Source organism: Streptomyces sp. NPDC104309 (assembly GCF_055584025.1).
Map to the genome: position 1 here is coordinate 1 of NZ_JBVJMV010000017.1, position 21,867 is coordinate 21,867.

Here is a 21,867-nt window from a genome sequence, read left to right on the forward strand (position 1 = left end):
GCCGACCACAAATCCCCGGCCCCATCCAGCGGCACCAACACCGCCGTACGCCGGAACTCCCCCAGCAACAACGCAAACTCACGCCGAGCCGCCGCCGTCGGATCACTTTCCGACGCCATGGCAGGGACCGGCTCCAGTGCCTCACACAGTGACGTCGGCACCTCGGGAGCAGGCCAATCGGCAAAGTCGGCGATCTTCGAACGCCGAACAGGCGGCGCTGCTATGTCATCCCCGTGATCGAACACGCGTCAAATGCTGTCACGGCACACTTCCCCGGAGCAACGAGCAAAAATGGCCAGCCAGTCACGGCCCGGACCCCGCCCAGCTCCACGCACGCCGGGATGGGCCCGTAAACGCCCCTGCGCAATGCTCCGCTGAGCCCCCCAGCTCGCATCCGCCCCGCAACCAGGCAGAAAGTGACGCCCCGAAGCCCCGGGATCACGTCCGGGCTGTTGTGGTCTTCCGGGTCAGGCCGCTGGGGTTAGGCAGGATGACGGGGGACTTCGGCGACGGCTTCATGCAAAGGCCGAAGACGCCCTTCGAGTTCCCCGGCGACGTCTACGACGCCATCACCGGCCAGAACGGCGGCGCAGGACCCCTTCGTCGACAAGTACCTCCCCGCCCGCCCCACCTACAGCCTCTACCAAGCCCACCGACGCAAACGGCCACGAACCCGCCACGCCCACGACACGGCTCACCGACTGCCCGACCCGAAGCACATCAAGGGCACCGGAAACCGAGCAGCCCGCTGCCATGGCCCGAGATACCGAAATCGTCTCGTGATCGCCCCAGTGACCAGAGCCATGCGGCTGGACCAGAGCCACAGAGCAAGCGTCATCCGAGCGTCAAGAATCTCCGAACGAGACCCTGACATCGCCGCCGCCGTAGTCGTTTCCGCCATGAAACCGCAGGTCAAGCCACCTCCAGGAGGCGATCTGCCCGCTCGACCCGTTCCACGGAGGGCAACAGATCAAGCAACCCACCCGAGCTATAAACCCGCAGGTCAGGCGCCCTTGTCAGCAGGCTCCAGAATCGCCACACACTCCACGTGATGCGTCATCGGAAACAGATCGAACGCCCGCAGCGTCCGCACCTTGTACCCGCCCTCGCGGAAGTACGCCAGGTCGCGGGCGAGCGCCGCCGGGTCGCATGCCACATACGCGATGCGGCGGGCGCCGAGGCCGGTCAGGTGCTTCACCGTCTGCTTGCCGGCGCCGGCGCGCGGGGGGTCGAGGACGATCAGGTCGGTCTCGGTGATGCCGGTGCGCGGCAGGATCTGGTCGACCTTGCCGTGCTCGATACGGACCCGTTCCAGGTCCTTCAGGTTGTGACGGGCGTCCTCGACGGCGCGCTTGCCGGACTCGATGCCGAGGACGGCGCCCTTCTCGCCGATGCGCTGGCCGATCGCGCCCGCGAACAGGCCGACGCCGCAGTAGAGGTCGAGGGCGGTGTCGCCCTTGCGGGGCAGGAGGCCCTGCATGACGGCGCGGACGAGGGTGTTGGCGGCCTGGGGGTGGACCTGCCAGAAGCCGCCCGAGCCGACGCGGTAGGTCCGGTCGTCGGCGCGCTCGCGGACGAAGGCGCGGCCGTGCACCCGGTGGACGCCACCGTCGCGCTCGTCGACACGCATCACCGAGACGGGCTTGTCGAGCTCGACGAGGGGCAGCCGGCCGCCCGGTCGCGGGGTGAGGATGACCTGCCGGTCGTGGGAGCCGGTCGCGGCGATGGCCTCCACCGAGGCCATACCGGGCCATTCCCGCCTCTCGATGCCGAGCTCGGTGACGCCGGGGGCCGCGATCAGGCAGCGCTCGATGGGCTCCACGTCGTGCGAGCGGTGCTTGCGCAGGCCGACACGGCCGTCCTCGTCGATGGCGTACTGGACGCGGGTGCGCCAGGCCGGTACCTCGCCCGCCGGCAGTTTGTCGCCCTCGGCCGGCATGACGGTGCCGTCCCAGCCCGCCTCCTCCGGGGTGAGACCCGCGAGGCGCTGGAGCTGTTCGGCGATCACTTCGCCCTTGAGCCTGCGCTGGGCGCCGGGCTTGGCGTGCTGCCAGTCACAGCCACCGCACTTGCCCGGTCCCGCGTACGGGCAGGGAGCCTCGACGCGGTCCTTGGACGCCTCGATGATCCGTACCGCGTCGGCGCGCAGGAAGCGGGAGTCGCTTTCGCCTTCCGTGACCTTGGCGATGATCTTCTCGCCGGGCAGCGTGTGCCGTACGAAGAGGACCCGCCCCTCAGAGGTGCGGGCGATGCAGTGGCCGCCGTGTGCGACGGGCCCGACCTCGACCTCGTACTCCTCCCCGACCAGCGACGACGTGGGTTCGTTCTGCATGAGGGGGTGGCTCCAGAGATCAAGGGACTAACGGCCGGACAACAACCTACGATTCTACGTGGGTGTCGTCCGGCCGTTTACCACGAGCGGGCGGGCGGGGAACGTCAGCTCTTGTTGGTGGGTTCCTTGGGCCTGCGCTCCACCGGGCCGCGGCGCACCGAGCCCGGCGCGTTCCACTCGGCGCGCTTCCTGGCGCGGTTCTTGGCCGCCTCGGAGGACTCCAGCTGGTACGGCACCGAGGTCACCATGACGCCCGGCGTGAACAGCAGCCGCCCCTTGAGGCGCAGGGCGCTCTGGTTGTGCAGGAGGTGCTCGTACCAGTGGCCGACCACGTACTCCGGGATGTACACGCTCACCACGTCGCGCGGGCTCTCCCGGCGCAGGCTCTTCACGTAGTCGATGACCGGACGGGTCACCTCGCGGTACGGGGAGTCGAGGATCTTCAGCGGGATGTCGATGCCGCGCCGCTCCCAGTCGTCCTTGAGCGCCTTGGTCTCCGCCGGGTCGACGCTGATGGAGAGCGCCTCCAGCCGGTCGGAGCGGATCAGCTTGGCGTAGGCGAGGGCCCGCAAGGTGGGCCGGTGGAGCTTGGAGACCAGGACGATCGAGTGGACCCTGGACGGCCGGATCGTCTCGTCGGACGGGGTCTCGTCGGCGGCGATCTCCTCGGCGACTCGGTCGTAGTGCTTCCGGATCGCGGTCATCGTCGCGAAGAAGATGCACATGCCGAGCAGGGCGACCCAGGCACCGTGGGTGAACTTGGTGACCAGGACGATCACAAGGACGAGGCCGGTCAGGAAGGTGCCGAAGGTGTTGATCGCGCGGGAGCGGATCATGTGGCGGCGCTTGCTGGCGTCCCTCTCCGTGGCCAGGTGGCGGTTCCAGTGGCGGACCATGCCGGTCTGGCTGAGCGTGAAGGACACGAACACGCCGACGATGTAGAGCTGGATCAGCCGGGTCGAGTCGGCGCCGTAGATGACGACGAGCATGGCGGCCGCGCCGGCGAGCAGCACGATGCCGTTCGAGAAGGCGAGGCGGTCGCCGCGGGTGTGCAGCTGGCGCGGCAGGTAGCGGTCCTGGGCGAGGATCGAGCCGAGCACCGGGAAGCCGTTGTACGCCGTGTTCGCCGCGAGGAACAGCACCAGCGCGGTGGCCGCGGCGAGCACGATGAAGAAGAAGCTGCCGTTGCCGAAGACGGCCTCGGCGACCTGCGTGATCACCGGGTCCTGCACATAGCTGGAGCCGACCGGCACACCGCCCCTCAGCAGGTTGTGCGCCGGGTCCTCGGCCATCCGGACCTTGGTGACCAGGGCGAGGGCGATGATGCCGACGAGCATGGTGATGGCCAGCGCGCCCATCATCGTCAGCGTGGTCGCCGCGTTCTTGGACTTGGGCTTGCGGAAGGCCGGGACGCCGTTGGAGACCGCCTCGACGCCGGTGAGCGCGGCACAGCCGGAGGAGAAGGCACGCAGCAGCAGGAAGACCAGGGCGAAGCCCGCGAGTCCCTCCTGCTCCGCCTTGATGTGGAAGCCGGCGGTGGGCGCGAGCATGGTGTCGCCGAGCACGAGACCGCGGAAGGCACCCCACGCGATCATGATGAAGACGCCCACGACGAACACGTACGTCGGAATCGCGAAGAGCGACCCGGACTCCTTGACGCCGCGCAAATTCATCAGCGTCAGCAGCAGGATCACCGCGAGGGCGCACAGCACCTTGTGCTCGACCACGAACGGGATCGCCGAGCCCAGGTTCTCGATGCCGGAGGTGATGGAGACGGCGACGGTGAGGACGTAGTCCACGAGCAGCGCGCTGGCGACCGTCAGGCCGGCCTTGGGGCCGAGGTTGGTTGTGGCGACCTCGTAGTCGCCGCCGCCGCTGGGGTACGCGTGCACGTTCTGCCGGTACGACGCCACGACGGTGAACATCACCACCACGACGCCAAGGGCGATCCACGGGCTGAAGTGGTACGCCGACATGCCCGCGACAGACAGGACGAGCAGAACCTCGCCGGGCGCGTAGGCAACGGAGGACAAGGCGTCGGAGGCGAAGACGGGTAGGGCGATGCGCTTCGGCAGGAGCGTTTCTCCGAGCCGGTCACTGCGCAGTGCGCGCCCGATCAGGATCCGTTTGGGCACGTCGGTCAGTTTGGACACGCAGAGGATCGTAAGCGTTCCGTATGGAAGCCGCAGACCCACCACCCCCGTGGCCCCGGAATCTCCTGCGCTCGGACGAAAAAGCCACGAAATCCTTAACGAAATCCTTGCACTAGGCGCCTGCGAAAAGGGCGCTGTATCCATTCAATGCGGGCTGACCGCCGAGATGTGCGTAAAGGACGGTGGAATCGCGGGCGATCTCGCCCCGCGCGACGAGGCCGATCGTTCCCGCCATCGACTTCCCCTCATACACGGGGTCGGTGATCATTCCCTCGGTACAGGCGGCGAGCCGCATGGCGTCCAGGGTCGTGTCGTCGGGGATGCCGTAAGTGCCCGCGTGGTAGCGCTCGTCGAGCTCGATGTCGTCCACGGTGAGCTCCCGGCGCACCCCGATGAGCCGTGCGGTGGCCGCCGCGATCCGGGCGATCTGCTCGCGGGTGCGGGCGGGCTCGGCGGAGGCGTCGATGCCCAGCACACGTCGCGGGCGGGCGCCTTCCTCCTCCAGCGCGGCGAACCCCGCTACCATGCCGGCCTGTGTGGAGCCGGTCACCGAGCAGACCACCACGGTGTCGAAGAGCACACCGAGTGCGCGCTCCTGCTCGGCGACCTCGTACGCCCAATTCGCGAAGCCGAGCCCGCCCAGCGGGTGGTCGGAGGCGCCCGCGGGGATGGCGTACGGCCGGCCGCCGCTCTCCTCCACCTCGCGCAGCGCCTGCTCCCAGCTCTCCTTGACCCCGATACCGAACCCGGCGCGCACCAGCCGGACGTCGGCACCGGCCAGCCGGCTGATCAGAATGTTGCCGACCTTGTCGTAGACGGCGTCGGGCCATTCGACCCAGCTCTCCTGGATGAGTACGCACGTGAGGCCGGCGCGGGCGGCGACCGCCGCGACCTGGCGGGTGTGGTTGGACTGGACTCCGCCGATGGAGACGAGGGTGTCGCAGCCCTTCGCCAGTGCGTCGGCGACGAGGTATTCGAGCTTGCGGGTCTTGTTGCCGCCGTAGGCGATGCCGGAGTTGCAGTCCTCCCGCTTGGCCCAGACGGCGGCGCCGCCGAGGTGGTCGGTGAGCCGGTCGAGACGGTGTACGGGAGAGGGACCGAAGAGGAGGGGGTAGCGGTCGTACGAGGAGAGAAGGGAGGGAGAGGCCGAAGAGGAGGCGGGAGAGGCGGGGGACGGGGTGGGCGGGGTCGGGGCGGCGGACGTCATGGGAGCTCCCTCGGTCGGGGTCGATGGGTTCGTGCTCGTGCTCGGCGCGGTGGCGGTGAGGGTGGGGGTCGTACTCGGCGCGGTGGCGGTGGGGCTCGTACTCGGCGCAATAACAGTGGCGACGGGGGCGTACTCGTAGTCGGCACGGGGTGGGGTTCGTGCTCGTAGTCGGCGCGGCAGGGGTTGTTGACGGGCCGGGTGTCGGCTTGTCCTCGGGCACGCCGGGGATCCGGTCGGGGCTCGGACCCTCGGCCGGTCGTCGACCTGACCGGACGGGCCGTCGGCCTATCGGGGCTGCCCGTGGGCCGCTTCGACGGGCCGTCCCTGGGCCACCACATCGAGTCGTTCGTCGGACGGTTCGTCTGCCAGTTCTTCGAGAGCCCGCCAGATCTCCGCGGTGACCCGGGACGCCGCCTCGGCATCACGCCCCGCGCACGCCTCGATCAGCCGGTCGTGCAGCTCAGCCGAGCCGTGTGCCGCGCTCGCCGTGCCGAACTGCCGCCACTCCAGCCGCCGGATCAAAGGGGTGTAGTGCTCAACCGTGGCGGCGACGGCACGGTTGCCGCAGGCCGCGACGAGGACGTCATGGAGCCGGTCGTCGGCGCGCAGCGCGTCCGCCACGTCGCTGCGGCGGGTCGCGTCCCTGAAGAGTTGGTTCGCCTCTCGCATCGCGGCGATGTCCGCATCCGTGAGACGAGGTACGGCGGTCCTCGCGGCCAGCTCCTGCATGGCCCGTACGACAGCCGCCGCGTCCCGGACGTCGCGCGGCACCAGGCGGGTCACCCGGGTGTAGCTCTGCGGCTTGGATTCGACGAGCCCCTCGCCGGAAAGCCGGGACAGCGCGTCGCGGACCGGCGCTCTCGACAGCCCGAGGCGTTCGGCGAGCTCGGCGTCACGGACAGGGGCACCGGGCGGGATGTCGCCACGGACGATGGCGTCACGGATCGCCTCGTACGCGGTGTCCCGCAGCAAGGTCCGTCGGACGGGGCGCAGGGTCTCCATGAACTGACATGTTAGATGTCTGTGTCGCTCGCGCTCAAGGGTCCGCGCGCGCTTGGTGTGCTCGGCGGACACTGCGGGGTACCCGTCCGCAATCGCGCGGACACTGCGCGGTGCTCATCCGCATCGCGCGGACGCGGCGAAAGCGCACTCGGATGAGGCTTCGCAATCCCGGCCGCATAAGCTCATCCTGGGCAACGGGACACACCGTTGCCCCGTTGTTTGCCCGGCAAGCTGAGAAAGAAGTGTGAGCAGGGTGTTTTCGCAGGTCAGCCGGACGACCAGGACTGCGAGGTAGGCGCAAGGTGCACATCGTCATCATGGGCTGCGGGCGAGTCGGAGCCGCTCTCGCGCAGACCCTGGAGCAGCAGGGGCACACGGTCGCCGTCGTCGATCAGGACCCCACGGCGTTCCGGCGCCTCGGGTCCGGATTCGGTGGACGGCGCGTCACCGGTGTCGGCTTCGACCAGGACACCCTCCGTGAGGCGGGGATCGAGGAGGCCGGCGCGTTCGCCGCGGTGAGCAGCGGCGACAACTCGAACATCATCGCCGCCCGGGTCGCCCGCGAGATGTTCGGCATCGAGAACGTCGCGGCGCGGATCTACGACCCCCGGCGCGCCGAGGTCTACCAGCGTCTCGGTATCCCCACGGTCGCCACCGTGCGCTGGACCGCGGACCAGATGCTGCGCCGGCTGCTCCCCTCGGGGGCCGAGCCGCTGTGGCGGGATCCGAGCGGCGGTGTGCAGCTCGCGGAGGTACACACCACACCGTCCTGGATCGGCCACAAGATCAGCACGCTGCAGGAGGAGACGGGCGTCCGCGTGGCATTCCTCACCCGGTTGGGCGAAGCCATACTGCCCACGTCGCAGACCGTGCTGCAGGAGGGCGACCTGGTCCACGTGATGATGCGTACGGACGAGATCGCAAAGGTCGAGGCGGCCTTCGCCGAGGGCCCCGAGGAGGGCGGTCACTGATGCGTGTCGCGATTGCCGGCGCCGGTGCGGTGGGACGTTCCATCGCGGGCGAGTTGCTGGAGAACGGGCACGAGGTGCTGCTCGTCGACAAGGCACCGACGGCCATCTCGGTGGAGCGGGTGCCCATGGCCGAGTGGCTGCTGGCGGACGCCTGTGAGATCACCTCGCTCGACGAGGCGGCACTTCAACGCTGCAGCGTCGTGATCGCCGCGACCGGCGACGACAAGGTGAACCTGGTCGTCTCGCTGCTCGCCAAGACCGAGTACGGCGTGCCGAGGGTCGTCGCCCGGGTCAACAACCCGAAGAACGAGTGGCTGTTCAACGAGGCCTGGGGCGTCGATGTGGCGGTCTCCACACCGCGGCTGATGTCGGCCCTGGTCGAGGAGGCGGTGAGCGTCGGCGATCTGGTCCGGCTGCTGCGCTTCAGCCACGGTGACGCCAACCTGGTCGAGCTGACGCTGCCCCCGGAGTCGGCGCTGGCCGGCACCCAGGTCGGCGAGGTGGCCTGGCCCGAGGACACCTCGTTGGTCACCATCATCCGCGGGCAGCGCGTGCTGACGCCGAGCACCGAGGAGACGCTGGAGGCCGGTGACGAGCTGCTGTTCGTGGCCGCGCAGGCGCGCGAGGAGCAGTTGGAGGATCTGCTGTCGGTGCGCCGGGGCGACTCGGACGACTGACCGGCGGAGAGCCGGCACGAGGCGCGGGGCCGACACAAGGCCCAGAGCGGAAAGCAAGGGGCCCGGAACCGTGCGAATCGGTTCCGGGCCCCTTGCTTTCCGCTCTGGGCGGTTCAGTACTCCTGGTGGCGCGTCGCGGCGGCGGCCGCTTCGGCCTTGCGGGCCTTCTCGGCCTTCTCGGCCTGCTCCTGCGCCTCCATCTCGGCGAAGACGTCGATGGGCGGCGGCGCCTTGGCGAGGAAGACCCAGGTCAGATAGACCGCGAGCAGGAAGGGCGGGATCTTCAGGGCGACCAGGACCCAGCCGAACTGGGTCGTGTCGGCCCACCAGTACAGCGGGAAGAGGATCGCGCACTTGGCGAGCAGGATCAGTCCCCACGCATAGCTCGCCTTGGCGTATGCCTTCCTGCGGCCGGGGTTCCTGGTGCGCCAGGAGAGGTTCTCCTTGAACACCGGGCCCAGGATCAGACCGATCAGCGGCACCCCTGCGAGGGTGGTGATCAGATAGGCGAGGGCCAGGCCGAGCGTGTAGAGCATGCCCGGCAGATAGAAGTCCTTGGCATTGCCGGTCATCATGGCGAAGACCACACCGAAGGCCACGCCGAAGACACCGCTGAAGGCGTGCTTCACGGTGTCCCTGCGGATCAGCCGTACGGCGACGAGGAGCAGGGACACCACCAGGGCCGCGATGGCCGAGATGTGCAGATCCTTGTTGATCGTGAAGATCGTGACGAAGAGCAGCCCGGGAAGGACTGTCTCCACCATCCCCCGGACACCGCCGAACGCGTCGAAGAGCGCTGCCTCGGTGACCGCCTTCGCGTCGGCCTCCTGCTGGTCGGTGCGGGTGGTGCGGTCCGTGTCGGACGTCGGCTTGTCGAGAGACGTCACCGGCTACTCCTTGCCGAGCGGTCGGAGTTCGTATTTGGGATTGAACAGCACCCGGCGTCCGTGACTCATGGCGATCCGGCCCGAGGCGATGAGCTTGCGGCCCGGTTCTATGCCCGCGATGGAGCGCCGGCCCAGCCAGACCACGTCAAGCGGCGCGGTGCCGTCGAAGAGCTCCGCCTCCAGGGCGGGCACTCCGGCGCGCGGCCGCAAGGTGACGGTCCGCAAGGTACCAGTCACCTTCACGATCTGCCGGTCGGTGCATTCGGAGATACGCGTGCATCCCGAAGCCTGCGAGTCCTCCTGCAGCTCCTCGGACTCCAGGTCCTGCTGGGAGCTGGACAACCGGTCGAGCATCCGCCGGAAGCGGCCGGACGGCTTCTCCGCCTTGCCTGGCTTCTCGAATCGAGGAACAGCACTCATAACCGAAGGGTACCGGTCTCCCGTGCTCCGAGCGGGTGTCCCGGGTCTCACTCGAACGGGTTACTCATCAGGGTTTCAGAGTTCTCGTCAGAGTTACAGAGCAGGGGCGAGCGACGTTACGGAGGCAGGGGCAAGCGACGTTACGGATCAGGGGAGCGACGCGCGCGCAACGGACCGAGCCCGCAACACGCGCCTGCCGACGAAGCGGGGCTCGGCCGGGCACGCCCGACGCGACAACGCCCAGCGTGCCCGGCTGCCGTTCAACCGCGCTCGAAGCGGTAGCCCATCCCCGGCTCGGTCACGAAGTGCCGGGGGTGCGAGGGGTCGGCCTCCAGCTTGCGCCTCAGCTGCGCCATGTAGACCCGCAGGTAGTTGGTCTCGGTGCCGTACGAGGGCCCCCACACCTCCTGGAGCAGCTGCTTCTGACTGACCAGCCGGCCGCTGTTGCGGACCAGGACCTCCAGCAGATGCCACTCGGTGGGCGTGAGCCGCACGTCGCGTCCCTCGCGGTGGACCTTCTTCGCCGCCAGGTCGACGGTGAACCCCTCTGTCTCGACGACGACCATGTCGTCGGTGCCGTGCTGGCCGACGGGTTCCGCGCGGCGGACGGAGGCGCGCAGCCGGGCCAGCAGCTCGTCCATGCCGAACGGCTTGGTCACGTAGTCGTCGGCGCCGGCGTCCAGGGCCTCGACCTTCTCGTCGGAGGTGTGGCGGGCGGAGAGCACCAGAATCGGCACCCTGGTCCAGCCGCGCAGCCCCCTGATCACCTCGACACCGTCCATGTCGGGCAGTCCGAGGTCGAGGACGACGACATCGGGGTGGCGGGCGGCGGCGAGCTGGAGGGCGGTGGCGCCGTCGGGCGCCGCATCCACCTCGTACTTGCGCGCCTTCAGGTTGATCACGAGGGCGCGTACGATCTGCGGCTCGTCGTCGACCACAAGCACCCGGGTCATGGGGGCCCTGCCTTTCTGCTGTACGGCGATCTCCCGGGGCGTTCCGGAGATCATGAGGTGACCGGCGAAGTCATGAGGTGACCCGCGCGGGCAGGTCGGGGCTGACCGGAACGTATCCCGAAGCCGCCTTGAGCCTCAGCACCATGGTGAGACCGCCGCCCGGGGTGTCCTCGGCGTCCAGCGTGCCGCCCATGGACTCCACGAAGCCGCGGGCCACCGCGAGGCCCAGCCCGACGCCCGCTCCGCGTGGGGCGTCGCCGTAGCGCTGGAAGGGCTCGAAGATGCGTTCCTTGGCGTCGTCGGGGATGCCGGGGCCCCGGTCGACGACCCGTAGCTCGACGCGTTCACCGAGCGCGCTGGCGGCCACCGTGACGTGTTCTTCGTAGGAGCTGTACTTGACGGCGTTCTCGACGATGTTGGCGACGGCCCTCTCCAGCAGCCCGGGGTCGACCTCGACCATCGGCAGGGTCTCGGGGATGTCGAGGTCCACGCTGCCCTCCGGCACGCCGCCGAGTGCCATCGGCACCACCTCGTCGAGGTCGATCTCGCGGATCAGCGGGGTGACGGTGCCGGTCTGCAGCCGGGACATGTCCAGGAGGTTGCCCACGAGGTGGTCGAGGCGGTCGGCGCCGTTCTCGATGCCCTCCAGCAGTTCCGCCTCGTCCTCGTCTGACCAGGCGACGTCGTCGGAGCGCAGGGAGCTGACGGCGGCCTTGATGGCGGCGAGCGGGGTGCGCAGATCGTGGCTGACGGCGGCGAGGAGCGCCGTCCTGATCCGGTTCCCCTCGGCGAGCCGCCGGGCTTCCTCGGCCTCGCCGACCAGGCGCTGCCGGTCCAGCACGACGGCGGCCTGGGCGGCGAACGCGCCGAGCACCCGGCGGTCCTCGGCGGGCAGCACCCGTCCGGAGAGGGCGAGCGCCATGTGGTCACCGACCGGCATGTCCACGTCGGCGTCCTCCGGCCGGGCCACCGGCGCCGGGCCGACGCTTCCGGCGCAGGTCCACGGAGCGACGTCGCTCTGCCGCTCCAGCAGGGCGACGGACTCCATGCCGAAGGTCTCGCGGACCCGTTCCAGGAGCGCGTCCAGGGTCGTCTCGCCGCGCAGCACACTGCCGGCCAGGAAGGAGAGGATCTCCGACTCGGCACGCAGCCGGGCCGCCTGATGGGTGCGACGGGCCGCGAGATCGACGACCGAGGCGACCGAGACCGCCACCGCGAAGAAGATCACGATGGCTACGAAGTTCTCCGGATCCTGCACGGTCAGGGTGTGGGTGGGCGGAGTGAACCAGTAGTTCAGCAGCAGCGAGCCGACGGCGGCCGACGCGAGGGCGGGCAGCAGCCCGCCGAGCAGGGCCGCCGCGACCGTCATGAAGAGGAAAAGCAGGACGTCGTTGGCGAGCCCCGGTCCGTTCTCCAGACCGGTGAGGAGCAGCGAGAGCAGCGCCGGGCCGCCGACGCCGACCAGCCAGCCCCAGATGATCCGGACCCGGCCCAGCCGGGCACTGCGGGCGATGGGCAGCCCGCGGCCCTTGGCCACCTCTTCGTGGGTGACGATGTGGACGTCGAGGTCGGGGCCGGACTCGCGGGCGACCGTGGCGCCCACGCCCGGTCCGTAGATGTACTGCCAGGTCTTGCGGCGACTGGAGCCGAGGACGATCTGCGTGGCGTTCACCCCACGGGCGAATTCGAGGAGCGCCGACGGTATGTCGTCGCCGATGACATGGTGGAACGTGCCGCCGAGGTCCTCCACCAGGGTGCGCTGGACGGTGAGTTCCTTGGGCGAGGCGGAGGTCAGTCCGTCGCTGCGGGCGATGTAGACGGCGAGGATCTCGCTGCCGGAGCCCTTGGCGGCCATCCGGGACGCGCGGCGGATGAGCGTACGGCCCTCGGGGCCGCCGGTGAGTCCGACGACGATGCGTTCACGGGCCTGCCAGGTGGTGCGGATGTTGTGCTCGCCGCGGTACTGCTGAAGGTATTCGTCGACCCGGTCGGCGACCCAGAGGAGCGCCAGCTCGCGCAGGGCGGTCAGGTTGCCGGGGCGGAAGTAGTTGGACAGGGACGCGTCGATCCGGTCCGGCTTGTAGATGTTGCCGTGGGCCATCCGGCGGCGCAGTGCCTGGGGCGACATGTCGACGAGTTCGAGCTGGTCGGCCCTGCGGACGACCTCGTCGGGGACGGTCTCGCGCTGGCGTACGCCGGTTATGGCCTCGACGACGTCGCCGAGCGACTCCAGGTGCTGGATGTTGACGGTGGAGATCACGTCTATGCCGGCCTGGAGGAGCTCTTCGACGTCCTGCCAGCGCTTGGCGTTGCGGGAGCCGGGCACATTGGTGTGCGCGAGTTCGTCCACCAGGGCGACGGCCGGGGCGCGCTCCAGAACCGCGTCGACGTCCATCTCGGTGAAGACGGCGGAGCGGTACTCGATCTCACGGCGCCGGATCTGCTCCAGACCGTGGAGCATGACCTCGGTGCGCGGGCGGTCGTGGTGCTCCACGAAGGCGACGACGCAGTCGGTGCCCCGTTCGACGCGCCTGTGGGCCTCGGAGAGCATCGCGTACGTCTTGCCGACGCCGGGTGCCGCACCCAGGTAGATCCGAAGCTTGCCGCGTGCCATGGCCCCATTGTCTTCTCTGAACCGGCTGCCGCAGATGCGGCGGCCGGTTCGAAGCTACCCCGTAGATTCTCGGCAAATCGGACGAGGGGTAGGGGTGGGGACCGAATTGACAGGATTCTGACGCCCGGATCGCGTACGGGATGCTCGGGCGGGGGCCGGCCCTCGGAGGTCGGAGGCGCCGCCGACCGGTGGGTCCGGGCATCCGGGCGCTCGGGCCGAGCCCGGTCTTCCGGGCCGGGCCGGCGGCCGGACCAGGTCCGTGGCGTCCCGGCCAGGTCCGTGATGTGTCCGAGGCGTTTCGGGCCCGGCCCGGACGTCCCGTACAGCGGCGGCCTGCCGGACCGGCGCCGACCGGATCAAGGCCGCCCCTCACCTCAGCCCGCCGAGGCGCTCGGTCCTTACCCGTGCTCGACGATGTGCCCGTCGCTCAGCTCCAGCACCCGGTCCGCCAGGCCCAGCAGCTGGGCGTCGTGCGTCGCCACCAGTGCGGTGACGCCCTCACTCCGTACCACCGCCCGCAGCAGCTCCATCACCGCGAGCCCGGTCTCCGCGTCGAGCTGTCCCGTCGGCTCGTCCGCGATCAGCAGCGCGGGGCGGTTGGCGAGCGCGCGGGCGATCGCGACGCGCTGTTGCTGACCGCCGGAGAGCTCTCCGGGACGCTGGGCCGCGTGGTCGGCGAGGCCGACCATGGAGAGCAGCAGGGCCACCCGCTCCTCGCGCTCGCTCGGGTCCGTCCTGCGCAGTCGCAGGGGTACGCCGACATTCTCCGCGGCCGTCAGGATCGGGATCAGGCCGAAGGACTGGAAGATGAAGCCGATCCGGTCCCGGCGCAGCTCCAGCAGCCCGTTCTCACCGAGTTCGGCGAGGTCCGTGCCGTCGACGGTGATCCGGCCGCCGTCCGGGCCGTCGAGCCCACCGACCAGGTTGAGGAGTGTGGTCTTGCCGGAGCCCGAGCGTCCCTTGAGCGCGACGAGCTCACCGCGTGGCACCTCGAAGGAGACCCCGCGCAACGCGTGCACGACCCCGGCGCCGGTGCCGTACGAGCGGTGCAGGTCCTCGACCCGGACCATAGGGCCGCGCGCCGCGTCCTCGGCCACCGCCGCACCGCTCCGCCCTCCGGTGCTCTTCCGGCCGGTGTTGTCGGTCATGTTTCTCCCCCGCACAATTTTCCCCGTACGTGATCGTCTCGTCGGCCGCCAGTATGTGCATCGGACACAGGGCCGGGCAATGGCCGGGATGTCTGTCAGGCGTCCGGCCATACGCCGATGTGGTCGTCCTCGGCGGTGAGCCGTACCCGGTGGCGGAGCCCGTACCGTCGCACATACTCGTCGGGCAGTTGCAGCCGCCCGACCCGGTCGAGTACGGCGAACTCCTCCGCGCCCCCGTCGGGGCCGCCGTCGCGCAGCGTCTCCGTGGCGGTCCGGCCGTCGCGGATGCGTACCGTACGACGCACCTGGCCGGAGACCATCGGGTCGTGGGTGACGACCAGGACGGTCGCACCGAGTTCGTCGTTGGCGCGGCGCAGCGCGGCGAAGACGTCCTCGGCGCTCGCCGTGTCCAGTTCACCGGTCGGTTCGTCGGCTAGCAGCACCCGGGGGCTGTTGGCGGTGGCCACCGCGACGGCGACGCGCTGCTGTTCGCCACCGCTCAGTTCGGCGGGGCTGCGGTCGCGGCAGTGCGCGACGCCGAGGACGCCGAGAAGTTCGGTGGCCCGCGCCTCGCGCCGGGCACGCGGGACACCGGTGTACTTCATCGGCAGGGTGACGTTCTCCACGGCGGTCAGATACGGCAGCAGGTTGCGTCCGGTCTGCTGCCAGACGAAGCCGACGGTGCGCCGGCGGTAGTCGAGGCGTTCGCGGCGGCGCATGGACATCAGGTCGCGCCCGGCGACCCTGGCCGAACCCGCGGTGGGGGTGTCGAGGCCGGACAGGATGGCAAGCAGGGTCGACTTGCCGGAGCCTGAGGCTCCGACCAGCGCCATGCACTCGCCCTCCCGCACAACGAGGTCGAGGCCCTGGAGCGCCTGCACCTCGACGTCCTCGGTGCGGTAGACGCGTACGACGTTGTCGCAGACGACCAGGCCCTCGTCGGTGGCGGGCGCGGCGCCTGCCCTGGCCCGCGCCTCCAGTTGGCGTAGGTCCGTCATGCGGCTCTCTTCCCTTCGTACGTCTCGACCGTCCCGGCTGCGTCGGAGGTCTCGGGTACCTCGTGCGTCTTGTCCATCTCGGCCGCCTCCACCACCTCGTCCGTCTCGTCCCCCTCATCCATCCGATCCGTCACGCGGTGCTCTCCCCCGTCTCCCCCACTCTCAGGACCGTCCCCAGCCCGCGGCGGCGGGCCAGCCAGGTCTCCGCGGCGACGGCCGCCACGATCAGTACGGCGAATCCGGCACCCAGCAGGGCCACCGGCGCGTAGTCGACGTGCAGGGCCGGTTCGGCGGGGCCACCGGTGAAGTCCCGCAATTTCAGGGCCGGTCCGAGCAACGCCGGAAGTGCGGCGCCGAGAGCCACCCCGCCGGCCGCGGCGGCCAGAGCCATCGGCAGCAGTTGCAGGATCTGCAGCCCTCCGAGACCGCGGGCACCGAGGCCCAGCGTGCGGAGCTTCGCCGCGGTGCGGCCGCGTTCGGGCGCGGAGAGCAGCAGATCGAGCACGAGCGCGACGAAGGCCAACAGGCCCGCGAGCAGGGTGCAGACGGTGTGCGCGGTGGACAGGGCACCGAGCACGCCGTCGTCCCGGTCCCGGGCGGCCACCTGGGAGCGGATCCGCAGGTCGCCCACGCTGTCCTTGATCGCGGCGCGTGGGGCGATGGCGCGCAGCGCGTCCGCGTCGATGGCGGAGCCGTACAGCAGAAGGGCCCTCTCCTCCTGGTCCTGGGCGCGCAACCCGGTGAGCGCCGCCGAGTCGGCGAGCAGCACCCGGTCGTGACGGTCTTCGAGAACCGGGCCGAGCGCCGGGTCGTGAGCCGCGGCATCGGTGAGCACGCCGACGACGGTGAAGGTGAGGGTCCGGCCGCGCAGGGTGCCGGTGTACGTCGTTCCGACGGGCAGCCCGGGTCCGGTGAGCACCGGCACGGCTCCCTGTCCGGCGCGCGGGGCACGGGACAGTGCGGTGGCTGCCGCGGAACGGGGCACCGCGGCGCCCAGCGCGGTGGCATCGAGGGACACCAGGTCGGCCCGGCCGTGGTTGCCGCCGTCGTCGGCGCCGATGAGCGCCGCCGAGGTGCGGGAGACGGTGAGCCGGTGGCGGACCCCGGGGGCTCGGGACAGCTTCCGCGCGGTCTCCGGGGCGGCCTGGCCGCCGGTGTAGGACGCGTCGGCACCGACATGCCAGTCGGCGGCGGTGCGGCGTCCTTCGGTGATCGTCCCGGCGACGAGGCTGCCGAAGACGGCGGTGCCGAGGGTGATGACCAGGACGAGGAGCGCGAGGGCGCGCGCGGGGGCGTCCTTGGCCGCGCGGGCGAGCGCGATCATCGGGACGGCGCCGCGGCGGCGCGCGGACCGGCGGGCCAGGAACCGCACGGGGAGCGGATAGCAGCGCACCAGCAGCAGGACGGTCGCCAGTCCCAGCAGCGCCGGTACGGCGGCGAGTTGTGGATCGGTCGCATCCCGCATGCCCCGGGTCCGCAGGGCAAGGACACCGGCGACGGCAAGCAGCAGCACGGTGGCCTCGGCGGTGATCCGGCGTGCGCCGGTGAAACGTGCCCCGTCCCGGCCGTCGGTGGGCTGTCGCGGCGCTCTGTCCCGTACCGCGTTCCAGGTCAGCGCGGGCAGCACCAGCCAGGCGAGTGCCGCGACGACCGCCGCCGTGCCGTACGCGGGGCCGCTCGCGCCCTGGGGCGCGACGGCCCAGGCCACCACGACGCCCGTTGGCAGACCGGCCAGCACGGCGGGCGCGGTCTGCCCGGCACGGCTCGCGGCGAGGCCGGACGCGGAAGCTCCCCGGGCCCGTTGCAGCCGGTGGGCGTCCAGCCTCCGGCGCACGGCAAGCAGGGCGATGACGACGCAGGTGGCCAGGCCGATGCTGATCAGCGAGACGAGCGAGAACGAGATGACGGCCTCGGCGCCGCGCCACTCGGTGGCGAACCGGGCCACGATGCCCGGGAGTTGACTCGACATGGTCGGCGAGGACGCGTGGTGCGCACCGACGACGCAGGTCTGGTACCCGTCGGCGCTCTGCCCGCAGAAGGAGTCGTCGACCAACTGCCCGTACTGGTACAGCCCGCGCTGAAGCAACGCGCCACCGCGCGCACCGCTGAACCGGATCGCTTCGGCGCCGGTCAGGTCGAGCCGCTGGTTCCAGGTGGCGGAGAGCTGCACGCGTCCCGTCGTCTGCAGCCTTTCGAGCGCGCCGGGCGAGGTGAGCGCGGTCGCCTGCCGGTCGGTGCCGGTGGCGGGAACCTTCAACGGAGCGCCGAGCAAGGGAACTTCGCGACCAATCCGTTGCGGTCCGAGCTCGAAGACGCCGACCACCACGGCCGGAGTCGTCACGGGCAGGCTCCCCTGTCGCAGGGTGAGGCGCTGCCCGACGCGGAGCCGCAGTACGTCCGCGGTGCGATCGGACACGGCGATCTCGACGTGGTTCCGGTTCTCGCCCGGCGCCCGGCCCTCGGTGTAGGAGCGCGCGCGGGGCGCGTCGTTCGCGTACAGCAGGCCGAGCGAGACGGAGTCGCCGCCGATCGTGGTCGCCACCGGCGGGAGCTCCACCCGGGCGGAGCGGGTGACCAGGCGGTCGGCGAGCACGACGGGCGCGGCGCTCATGATGTGCCGGCCGGCGTCGTCGAGATCCCGCCCCAACGTGACCGGCCCCGTCCTCCCGGCGCGGGAGATCTCCAGGGCCGAGCTGAACTGCAGGCCCGGCCCGTCCTTTTGGACAGCGGCCACCCGGTCGAGCAGGGCGCGTCCGGCGAGCCGGTCCATGAGCGGCGGCGCGGCGGCGGACGCGGCCGTGAGCAGGGCGACGAGTACCGCGAGGCAGACCAGCAGGACGGCGTCGGCCCGCGCCTCCCGGACCGTCAGCACGTCGGGCCGCCAGGAGCGCAGCGCACGGAGCCGGCCGGTGAACGTGCCCTTCCACGCGACTCTCTTGGGCGCACGGTCGGCGAACGTGCCGTGGGAGGCGTCGGCCTCCGGCGCCCGGCCGGTGAACGTGCCGTGGGAGGCGTCTCTCCCGGCTGCGCGGCCGGGAGACGTCCCGTTCCTGGCGTCTCTCCCCGGTATCCGGCCGGTCATCCGTCGTCCCCCGCTCGCAGTACCCGTGCCAGGTCCACCCGCGCCAGGAACCGGGCGGCGCCGCCCACCACCCCACAGATCAGCACGGTCGTGGCCGCCCCGGCCGTCGCCACCCGTGCCCAGGGCACGGCCGTCAGCAGGACCGGGAAGACCTGCTGTCCGTCGGTGGTCACGGTGACCACCGGCATGATCGCGGCAGCGAGCACCGTGCCGAGCAGGGTGCCCAGCAGCGCGGCGACGGCGGACAGGCCCAGCTGCTCGGTCCAGAGATACGCCGCGAGCTGACCACGCCGTACTCCGATGGCCCGGAGCAGCGCGAACTCTCGGCGCCGGGCCCGCGCCGAGAGCGCGGTGTGCAGCGTGAAGGCGATCACCGCGAAGGCCGGCGCCAGCAGCAGACAGAGCGTGAGCGCGCCGCGTGCGCCGTGCCGCAGCGGGTCGTCGGCGAGCCGGGCGCGTTCATGGGGCACGTCCGTCGCGACGCCGAGCCGCGGATCCGCGTCCACCGCCCGAAGCGCGGCGCTCGCGTCGTGCCCCCGGACCGAGGCCAGCCAGCCGGTCTCGGCCTCGGGCAGCCGGCCCTGGGCGGCGAGCAGACCGGTCAGCGCCCGGGAGTCGACGAGGAGACGCGGGAAGTTCCGGTCGGCCCCGGGGACGGCCCCGATCCGGCCGACCACCTTGAAGGACAGGGCGCCCCCGTCCGGCGGCGTCACGTCCACGGTGTCCCCGATCTTGACGGTCCCCCGGTCGAGCAACGCCGCATCGGCCAGGGCGGGCACATCGGGAGTGTTCCGCGCCGTGCCGACCGCCAGCCGGATGTCCCACAGGGGCGAGACCGATGTGACGTCGGGACCGCGCAGCACCGCGTCGACGAGTGTCCCGGCGCGCGGTCGGTTGCCGCACAGCACGGGCCCGGTGCCGGGAGCCGCGGCGAACGGATCGGGTTCTGCTCCGGGGCACCCCACGGCGCCCGGGTCGGACACGTCGGTTCCGGTCACGTCCTTCAGGGACGCGGGGGCGGTCGCGCCCGGAACCCGGTCGATCGTCAGACGGTAGGTGCGCCGAACCGTTTCGCCCCGCATGTTCAGGCCGACCCGGAGGATCCGCAGCGGCCCGGTGCGCGCGGGCACGGGCAGACGGACCGTACGGGCCCGAGTGCCCGTGATGCGCAGCGGCATGGAACTCTCGTGGGCGAGTCCGTCGCCGTCCTCGAAGGTGACGGTGAGGGTGATCGGCACAGGGGCGCCGGGGCCGTCGGCGCCGAGCGCCACCCGCAACGGGAGGGTGCGGGGCGTCCCGGCGAGCACCAGTCCATGGCGTGGGACGGTGCGTCCGAGCGGGCGCAGGAGTTCGGCGAGCGGCCGGTCGGAGAGGTCGGGGCGCAGGGAGGGCACGGGTCCGCGTGCGGTGTTGATCCCGGTGACCGCGACGGGCTGGTCCGCCACGTAGCCGGGCGCCTCCAGCACGGGGGTGAGCGCGTCGACCCCCGGCAGCTTCCGATAGGTCTCCCTCCGCTCCCCGGCCGGTATGCCTCCGGCGTCCTCGGGCCCGGCGGCGATCCTCAGATCCGAGCCGACGGCGAACACGGCCTGGTCGTGGTCGCCCCGGTCGAGGATCGCCAGCGCCGTCGCGCTGAGCGCTCCGACAGCCAGCGCCAGGGCGACGACCAGGGTCGGTCCGGCGTGCCGGGAGGCCCTGCGGCCGATCTGCCAACCGCCGAGCGGGAGTACGAGTCCGGTGCCGCGGCGGGCCATCGGGTCGATGAGCCGGCCGGTCAGCGGCAGCAGTCGCAGCACGAGCAGGACGGCCGCGACGGTCATCGCGACGGGGGCCAGGACGAGCACCGGATCGACCCCGCTGCCGCCGTCGCCCGCCGACACCGGGGACCGGTACTGCCGCAGTTGCAGCCAGCCGAGCACGGCGACGACGACCAGGGCGACGTCGGTTCCGGTGCGCTGCGCCCCGGAGTACCGGCTCAGGCGCTGCCGCAGCCGGGAGACGGTACGCCGGTCGTGCACCGCCCGCACGGTGGGCACCAGCAGCGCGGTGCCGTGCACGGTGACGGCGAGCAGTGCGGCGGCCCAGGCGAGAGGGAGCGTCGACGGCTCGTCGGGGACGCCTCCGGGGACGAGCCCGCCCCGGTCCAGCAGTCGCAGCAGCGGTCCGGCGAGGAACGGTGCGGCGCAACCCGCGGGGAGTGCGACGGACGCCCACTGGGCAGCGGCCGCGCCGGTGATCCTTGGCGCGCCTGCGCCGCGCGCGGTGAGCAACGCCTGTTCGGGCGCGCGGTGTTCGGCGAGCTGACGGGCCGTGAGGACAAGCGCGGCTGCGGCGAGCGCCGCGAGCAGCGTGGCCGGGATGTAGAGGCCGGCGCGGGCGACGGCAACGGGGGTGTCGAGTGCGCGCAGGGCGTTCGCGAGCCCGTCGAGTACGGCGAGTTCGGAGCCGGGGACCGGTGTGCCGTCGAAGACGGAACGGCGGGTGTCGCTGCCGCTGAAGGTGTCCAGTCGTCCGGCGAGTGCGTCGATGCCGTCCAGCCGGAGGCCGGAGGCGACCGGTACGCCGAGCCACAGGTCGGTGGAGTCCCCGGCCAGCGGGGAGTTCGCGGTGAAGGCGTCGGGGGCGAGCAGGACCATGTTCTCGGTGCTTCCGTAGGTCCCGGCGAGGGCCTCCCAGAGGGCGGGCGACCGGCCCTGGGGGGCGTAGATCCCGCTCAGCCGCAGGGAGACCCGGCCCCTGCCGTTGGCGTCGACGGTGAACCGGCTGCCGGGGCGGAGCTGGAGCCGGGCGGCGAGGATTCTGGGCAGTGCCGCCTCCGTGGCACCGCCCGCGGTGGAACCGCGCGGCCAACGGCCGGAGAGCAGCAGGGCATGGCGCGACTGGTCCTGGAGCGCGACGACGGAGACAGTCAGGTCCTCGGCCTTACTGCCGTCGGCGCCGCTGACAGGGTAGCCGCCGGACATCGCCGCCGGCGCCCGGTGGGCGGCCCAGGTGTGCTGCGGTACGTCGGCGAAGACACGGTCCATCGCGGCGCGTACGGCCCTGTCGGTACGGTCGTACGCCGCGTCCTTGCCTGCCGCGTGCCGGCCTCCGACCTGGACGACGGCTCCGGAGTCCGCGGCGAGCCTCCGCTGTGCCCCGCCCTCGACCGCGCGCTCGGTGAGCGCGGCCAGCGCCGCCAGCACGGTGGCCGCGAGCAGCACCGCGAGTCCGGCCGCACAGAGCACCAGACCGTGATGCCTGCCGCGGCGCAGCAGCGCAGGCGTCCGCCTTCCCGGATTCCCCACCAGTCCCCCTGGTCACTCCCATCCCCCCGGATGATCGGGCCAGTATGGGCAGGCACCACCGGCACCGCAATGTTCAGGACAAGTCGGACACCCCTCGCCGGGCACGCACATGACGCGTCGTCGGCCCGCTCGACCG

The 21,867-nt window shown here is 71.4% G+C and carries 16 protein-coding genes and 1 pseudogene; 3 read left to right on the forward strand and 14 right to left on the reverse strand.

Annotated features, from left to right (window positions below; translation table 11 throughout):
* From ACZ68L_RS24265 to ACZ68L_RS24280, 4 genes and pseudogenes are all read right to left on the reverse strand, one after another.
* Positions 1-245, reverse strand: a pseudogene (locus ACZ68L_RS24265) (SseB family protein); the annotation flags it as partial.
* A 758-nt stretch (positions 246-1,003) separates the two neighbouring features.
* Complete coding sequence (locus ACZ68L_RS24270) at positions 1,004-2,332, reverse strand: class I SAM-dependent RNA methyltransferase (protein ID WP_469580073.1); 1,329 nt, start codon at positions 2,330-2,332, stop codon at positions 1,004-1,006.
* 104 nt (positions 2,333-2,436) lie between these two features.
* On the reverse strand, positions 2,437-4,485 hold the full coding sequence (locus ACZ68L_RS24275) for an APC family permease (protein ID WP_469580076.1): 2,049 nt from the start codon (positions 4,483-4,485) through the stop codon (positions 2,437-2,439).
* Between the two features lie 112 nt (positions 4,486-4,597).
* The gene (locus tag ACZ68L_RS24280) at positions 4,598-5,692 is read right to left on the reverse strand and encodes a 1-aminocyclopropane-1-carboxylate deaminase (protein ID WP_469580077.1); all 1,095 of its coding nucleotides are present in this window, start codon (positions 5,690-5,692) and stop codon (positions 4,598-4,600) included.
* Between ACZ68L_RS24280 and ACZ68L_RS24285 the strand changes: the two genes are divergently transcribed.
* Positions 5,691-5,831 (forward strand): hypothetical protein, encoded by a 141-nt coding sequence (locus ACZ68L_RS24285; RefSeq protein WP_469580079.1) that lies wholly within the window; start codon positions 5,691-5,693, stop codon positions 5,829-5,831. The two genes, ACZ68L_RS24280 and ACZ68L_RS24285, sit on opposite strands and share 2 nt — an antisense overlap.
* A 146-nt stretch (positions 5,832-5,977) precedes the next feature.
* On the opposite strand, the gene ACZ68L_RS24290 is transcribed toward ACZ68L_RS24285, so the two are convergent.
* A complete protein-coding gene (locus ACZ68L_RS24290) occupies positions 5,978-6,694 on the reverse strand; it encodes a GntR family transcriptional regulator (protein WP_469580080.1) in 717 nt (238 codons plus the stop codon).
* A gap of 302 nt (positions 6,695-6,996) precedes the next feature.
* On the opposite strand from ACZ68L_RS24290, the gene ACZ68L_RS24295 reads away from it, so the two are divergent.
* Together ACZ68L_RS24295 and ACZ68L_RS24300 are read left to right on the forward strand one after the other, a co-directional pair.
* Positions 6,997-7,665, forward strand: coding sequence for a potassium channel family protein (locus tag ACZ68L_RS24295; protein WP_124721011.1), 669 nt, complete (start codon positions 6,997-6,999; stop codon positions 7,663-7,665).
* Positions 7,665-8,342: a potassium channel family protein gene (locus ACZ68L_RS24300; protein ID WP_124721010.1), complete on the forward strand. Its 678-nt coding sequence runs from the start codon at positions 7,665-7,667 to the stop codon at positions 8,340-8,342. Before ACZ68L_RS24295 ends, ACZ68L_RS24300 begins: the two co-directional genes overlap by 1 nt.
* A 113-nt stretch (positions 8,343-8,455) precedes the next feature.
* Here the strand turns inward: ACZ68L_RS24300 and ACZ68L_RS24305 are convergent, their stop codons facing one another.
* From ACZ68L_RS24305 to ACZ68L_RS24345, 9 genes are all read right to left on the reverse strand, one after another.
* A complete protein-coding gene (locus tag ACZ68L_RS24305) occupies positions 8,456-9,229 on the reverse strand; it encodes a DUF3159 domain-containing protein (RefSeq protein ID WP_469580085.1) in 774 nt (257 codons plus the stop codon).
* A 3-nt stretch (positions 9,230-9,232) separates the two neighbouring features.
* Complete coding sequence (locus ACZ68L_RS24310) at positions 9,233-9,649, reverse strand: OB-fold nucleic acid binding domain-containing protein (protein ID WP_469580086.1); 417 nt, start codon at positions 9,647-9,649, stop codon at positions 9,233-9,235.
* A 260-nt stretch (positions 9,650-9,909) separates the two neighbouring features.
* Positions 9,910-10,602 carry a response regulator gene (locus tag ACZ68L_RS24315; protein WP_469580089.1) on the reverse strand — a complete coding sequence of 231 codons (693 nt, stop codon included), beginning with the start codon at positions 10,600-10,602 and terminating at the stop codon, positions 9,910-9,912.
* 70 nt (positions 10,603-10,672) lie between these two features.
* Positions 10,673-13,216, reverse strand: coding sequence for an ATP-binding protein (locus ACZ68L_RS24320; RefSeq protein ID WP_469580090.1), 2,544 nt, complete (start codon positions 13,214-13,216; stop codon positions 10,673-10,675).
* A gap of 398 nt (positions 13,217-13,614) precedes the next feature.
* Positions 13,615-14,364: an ABC transporter ATP-binding protein gene (locus ACZ68L_RS24325; protein WP_469580092.1), complete on the reverse strand. Its 750-nt coding sequence runs from the start codon at positions 14,362-14,364 to the stop codon at positions 13,615-13,617.
* Between the two features lie 95 nt (positions 14,365-14,459).
* Entirely contained in the window at positions 14,460-15,362 is a 903-nt protein-coding gene (locus tag ACZ68L_RS24330; RefSeq protein ID WP_469580095.1) for an ABC transporter ATP-binding protein, read from the reverse strand.
* On the reverse strand, positions 15,359-15,496 hold the full coding sequence (locus tag ACZ68L_RS24335; RefSeq protein WP_469580097.1) for a hypothetical protein: 138 nt from the start codon (positions 15,494-15,496) through the stop codon (positions 15,359-15,361). The genes ACZ68L_RS24330 and ACZ68L_RS24335 overlap by 4 nt, the downstream gene beginning before the upstream one ends.
* Complete coding sequence (locus tag ACZ68L_RS24340; RefSeq protein WP_469580100.1) at positions 15,493-18,444, reverse strand: hypothetical protein; 2,952 nt, start codon at positions 18,442-18,444, stop codon at positions 15,493-15,495. The genes ACZ68L_RS24335 and ACZ68L_RS24340 overlap by 4 nt, the downstream gene beginning before the upstream one ends.
* Entirely contained in the window at positions 18,441-21,731 is a 3,291-nt protein-coding gene (locus tag ACZ68L_RS24345) for an ABC transporter permease (RefSeq protein ID WP_469580103.1), read from the reverse strand. Before ACZ68L_RS24345 ends, ACZ68L_RS24340 begins: the two co-directional genes overlap by 4 nt.
* Positions 21,732-21,867 lie beyond the last annotated feature (136 nt).

Excerpts from the sequence above, each read along its gene's own strand:
- ACZ68L_RS24330 (WP_469580095.1), bottom strand. The coding sequence starts at position 15,362 with ATGACGGACCTACGCCAACTGGAGGCGCGGGCCAGGGCAGGCGCCGCG.
- ACZ68L_RS24280 (WP_469580077.1), bottom strand. The coding sequence starts at position 5,692 with ATGACGTCCGCCGCCCCGACCCCGCCCACCCCGTCCCCCGCCTCTCCC.
- ACZ68L_RS24320 (WP_469580090.1), bottom strand. The coding sequence starts at position 13,216 with ATGGCACGCGGCAAGCTTCGGATCTACCTGGGTGCGGCACCCGGCGTC.
- ACZ68L_RS24325 (WP_469580092.1), bottom strand. The coding sequence starts at position 14,364 with ATGACCGACAACACCGGCCGGAAGAGCACCGGAGGGCGGAGCGGTGCG.
- ACZ68L_RS24315 (WP_469580089.1), bottom strand. The coding sequence starts at position 10,602 with ATGACCCGGGTGCTTGTGGTCGACGACGAGCCGCAGATCGTACGCGCC.
- ACZ68L_RS24300 (WP_124721010.1), top strand. The coding sequence starts at position 7,665 with ATGCGTGTCGCGATTGCCGGCGCCGGTGCGGTGGGACGTTCCATCGCG.
- ACZ68L_RS24290 (WP_469580080.1), bottom strand. The coding sequence starts at position 6,694 with ATGGAGACCCTGCGCCCCGTCCGACGGACCTTGCTGCGGGACACCGCG.
- ACZ68L_RS24340 (WP_469580100.1), bottom strand. The coding sequence starts at position 18,444 with ATGACCGGCCGGATACCGGGGAGAGACGCCAGGAACGGGACGTCTCCC.
- ACZ68L_RS24285 (WP_469580079.1), top strand. The coding sequence starts at position 5,691 with ATGGGAGCTCCCTCGGTCGGGGTCGATGGGTTCGTGCTCGTGCTCGGC.
- ACZ68L_RS24310 (WP_469580086.1), bottom strand. The coding sequence starts at position 9,649 with ATGAGTGCTGTTCCTCGATTCGAGAAGCCAGGCAAGGCGGAGAAGCCG.
- ACZ68L_RS24270 (WP_469580073.1), bottom strand. The coding sequence starts at position 2,332 with ATGCAGAACGAACCCACGTCGTCGCTGGTCGGGGAGGAGTACGAGGTC.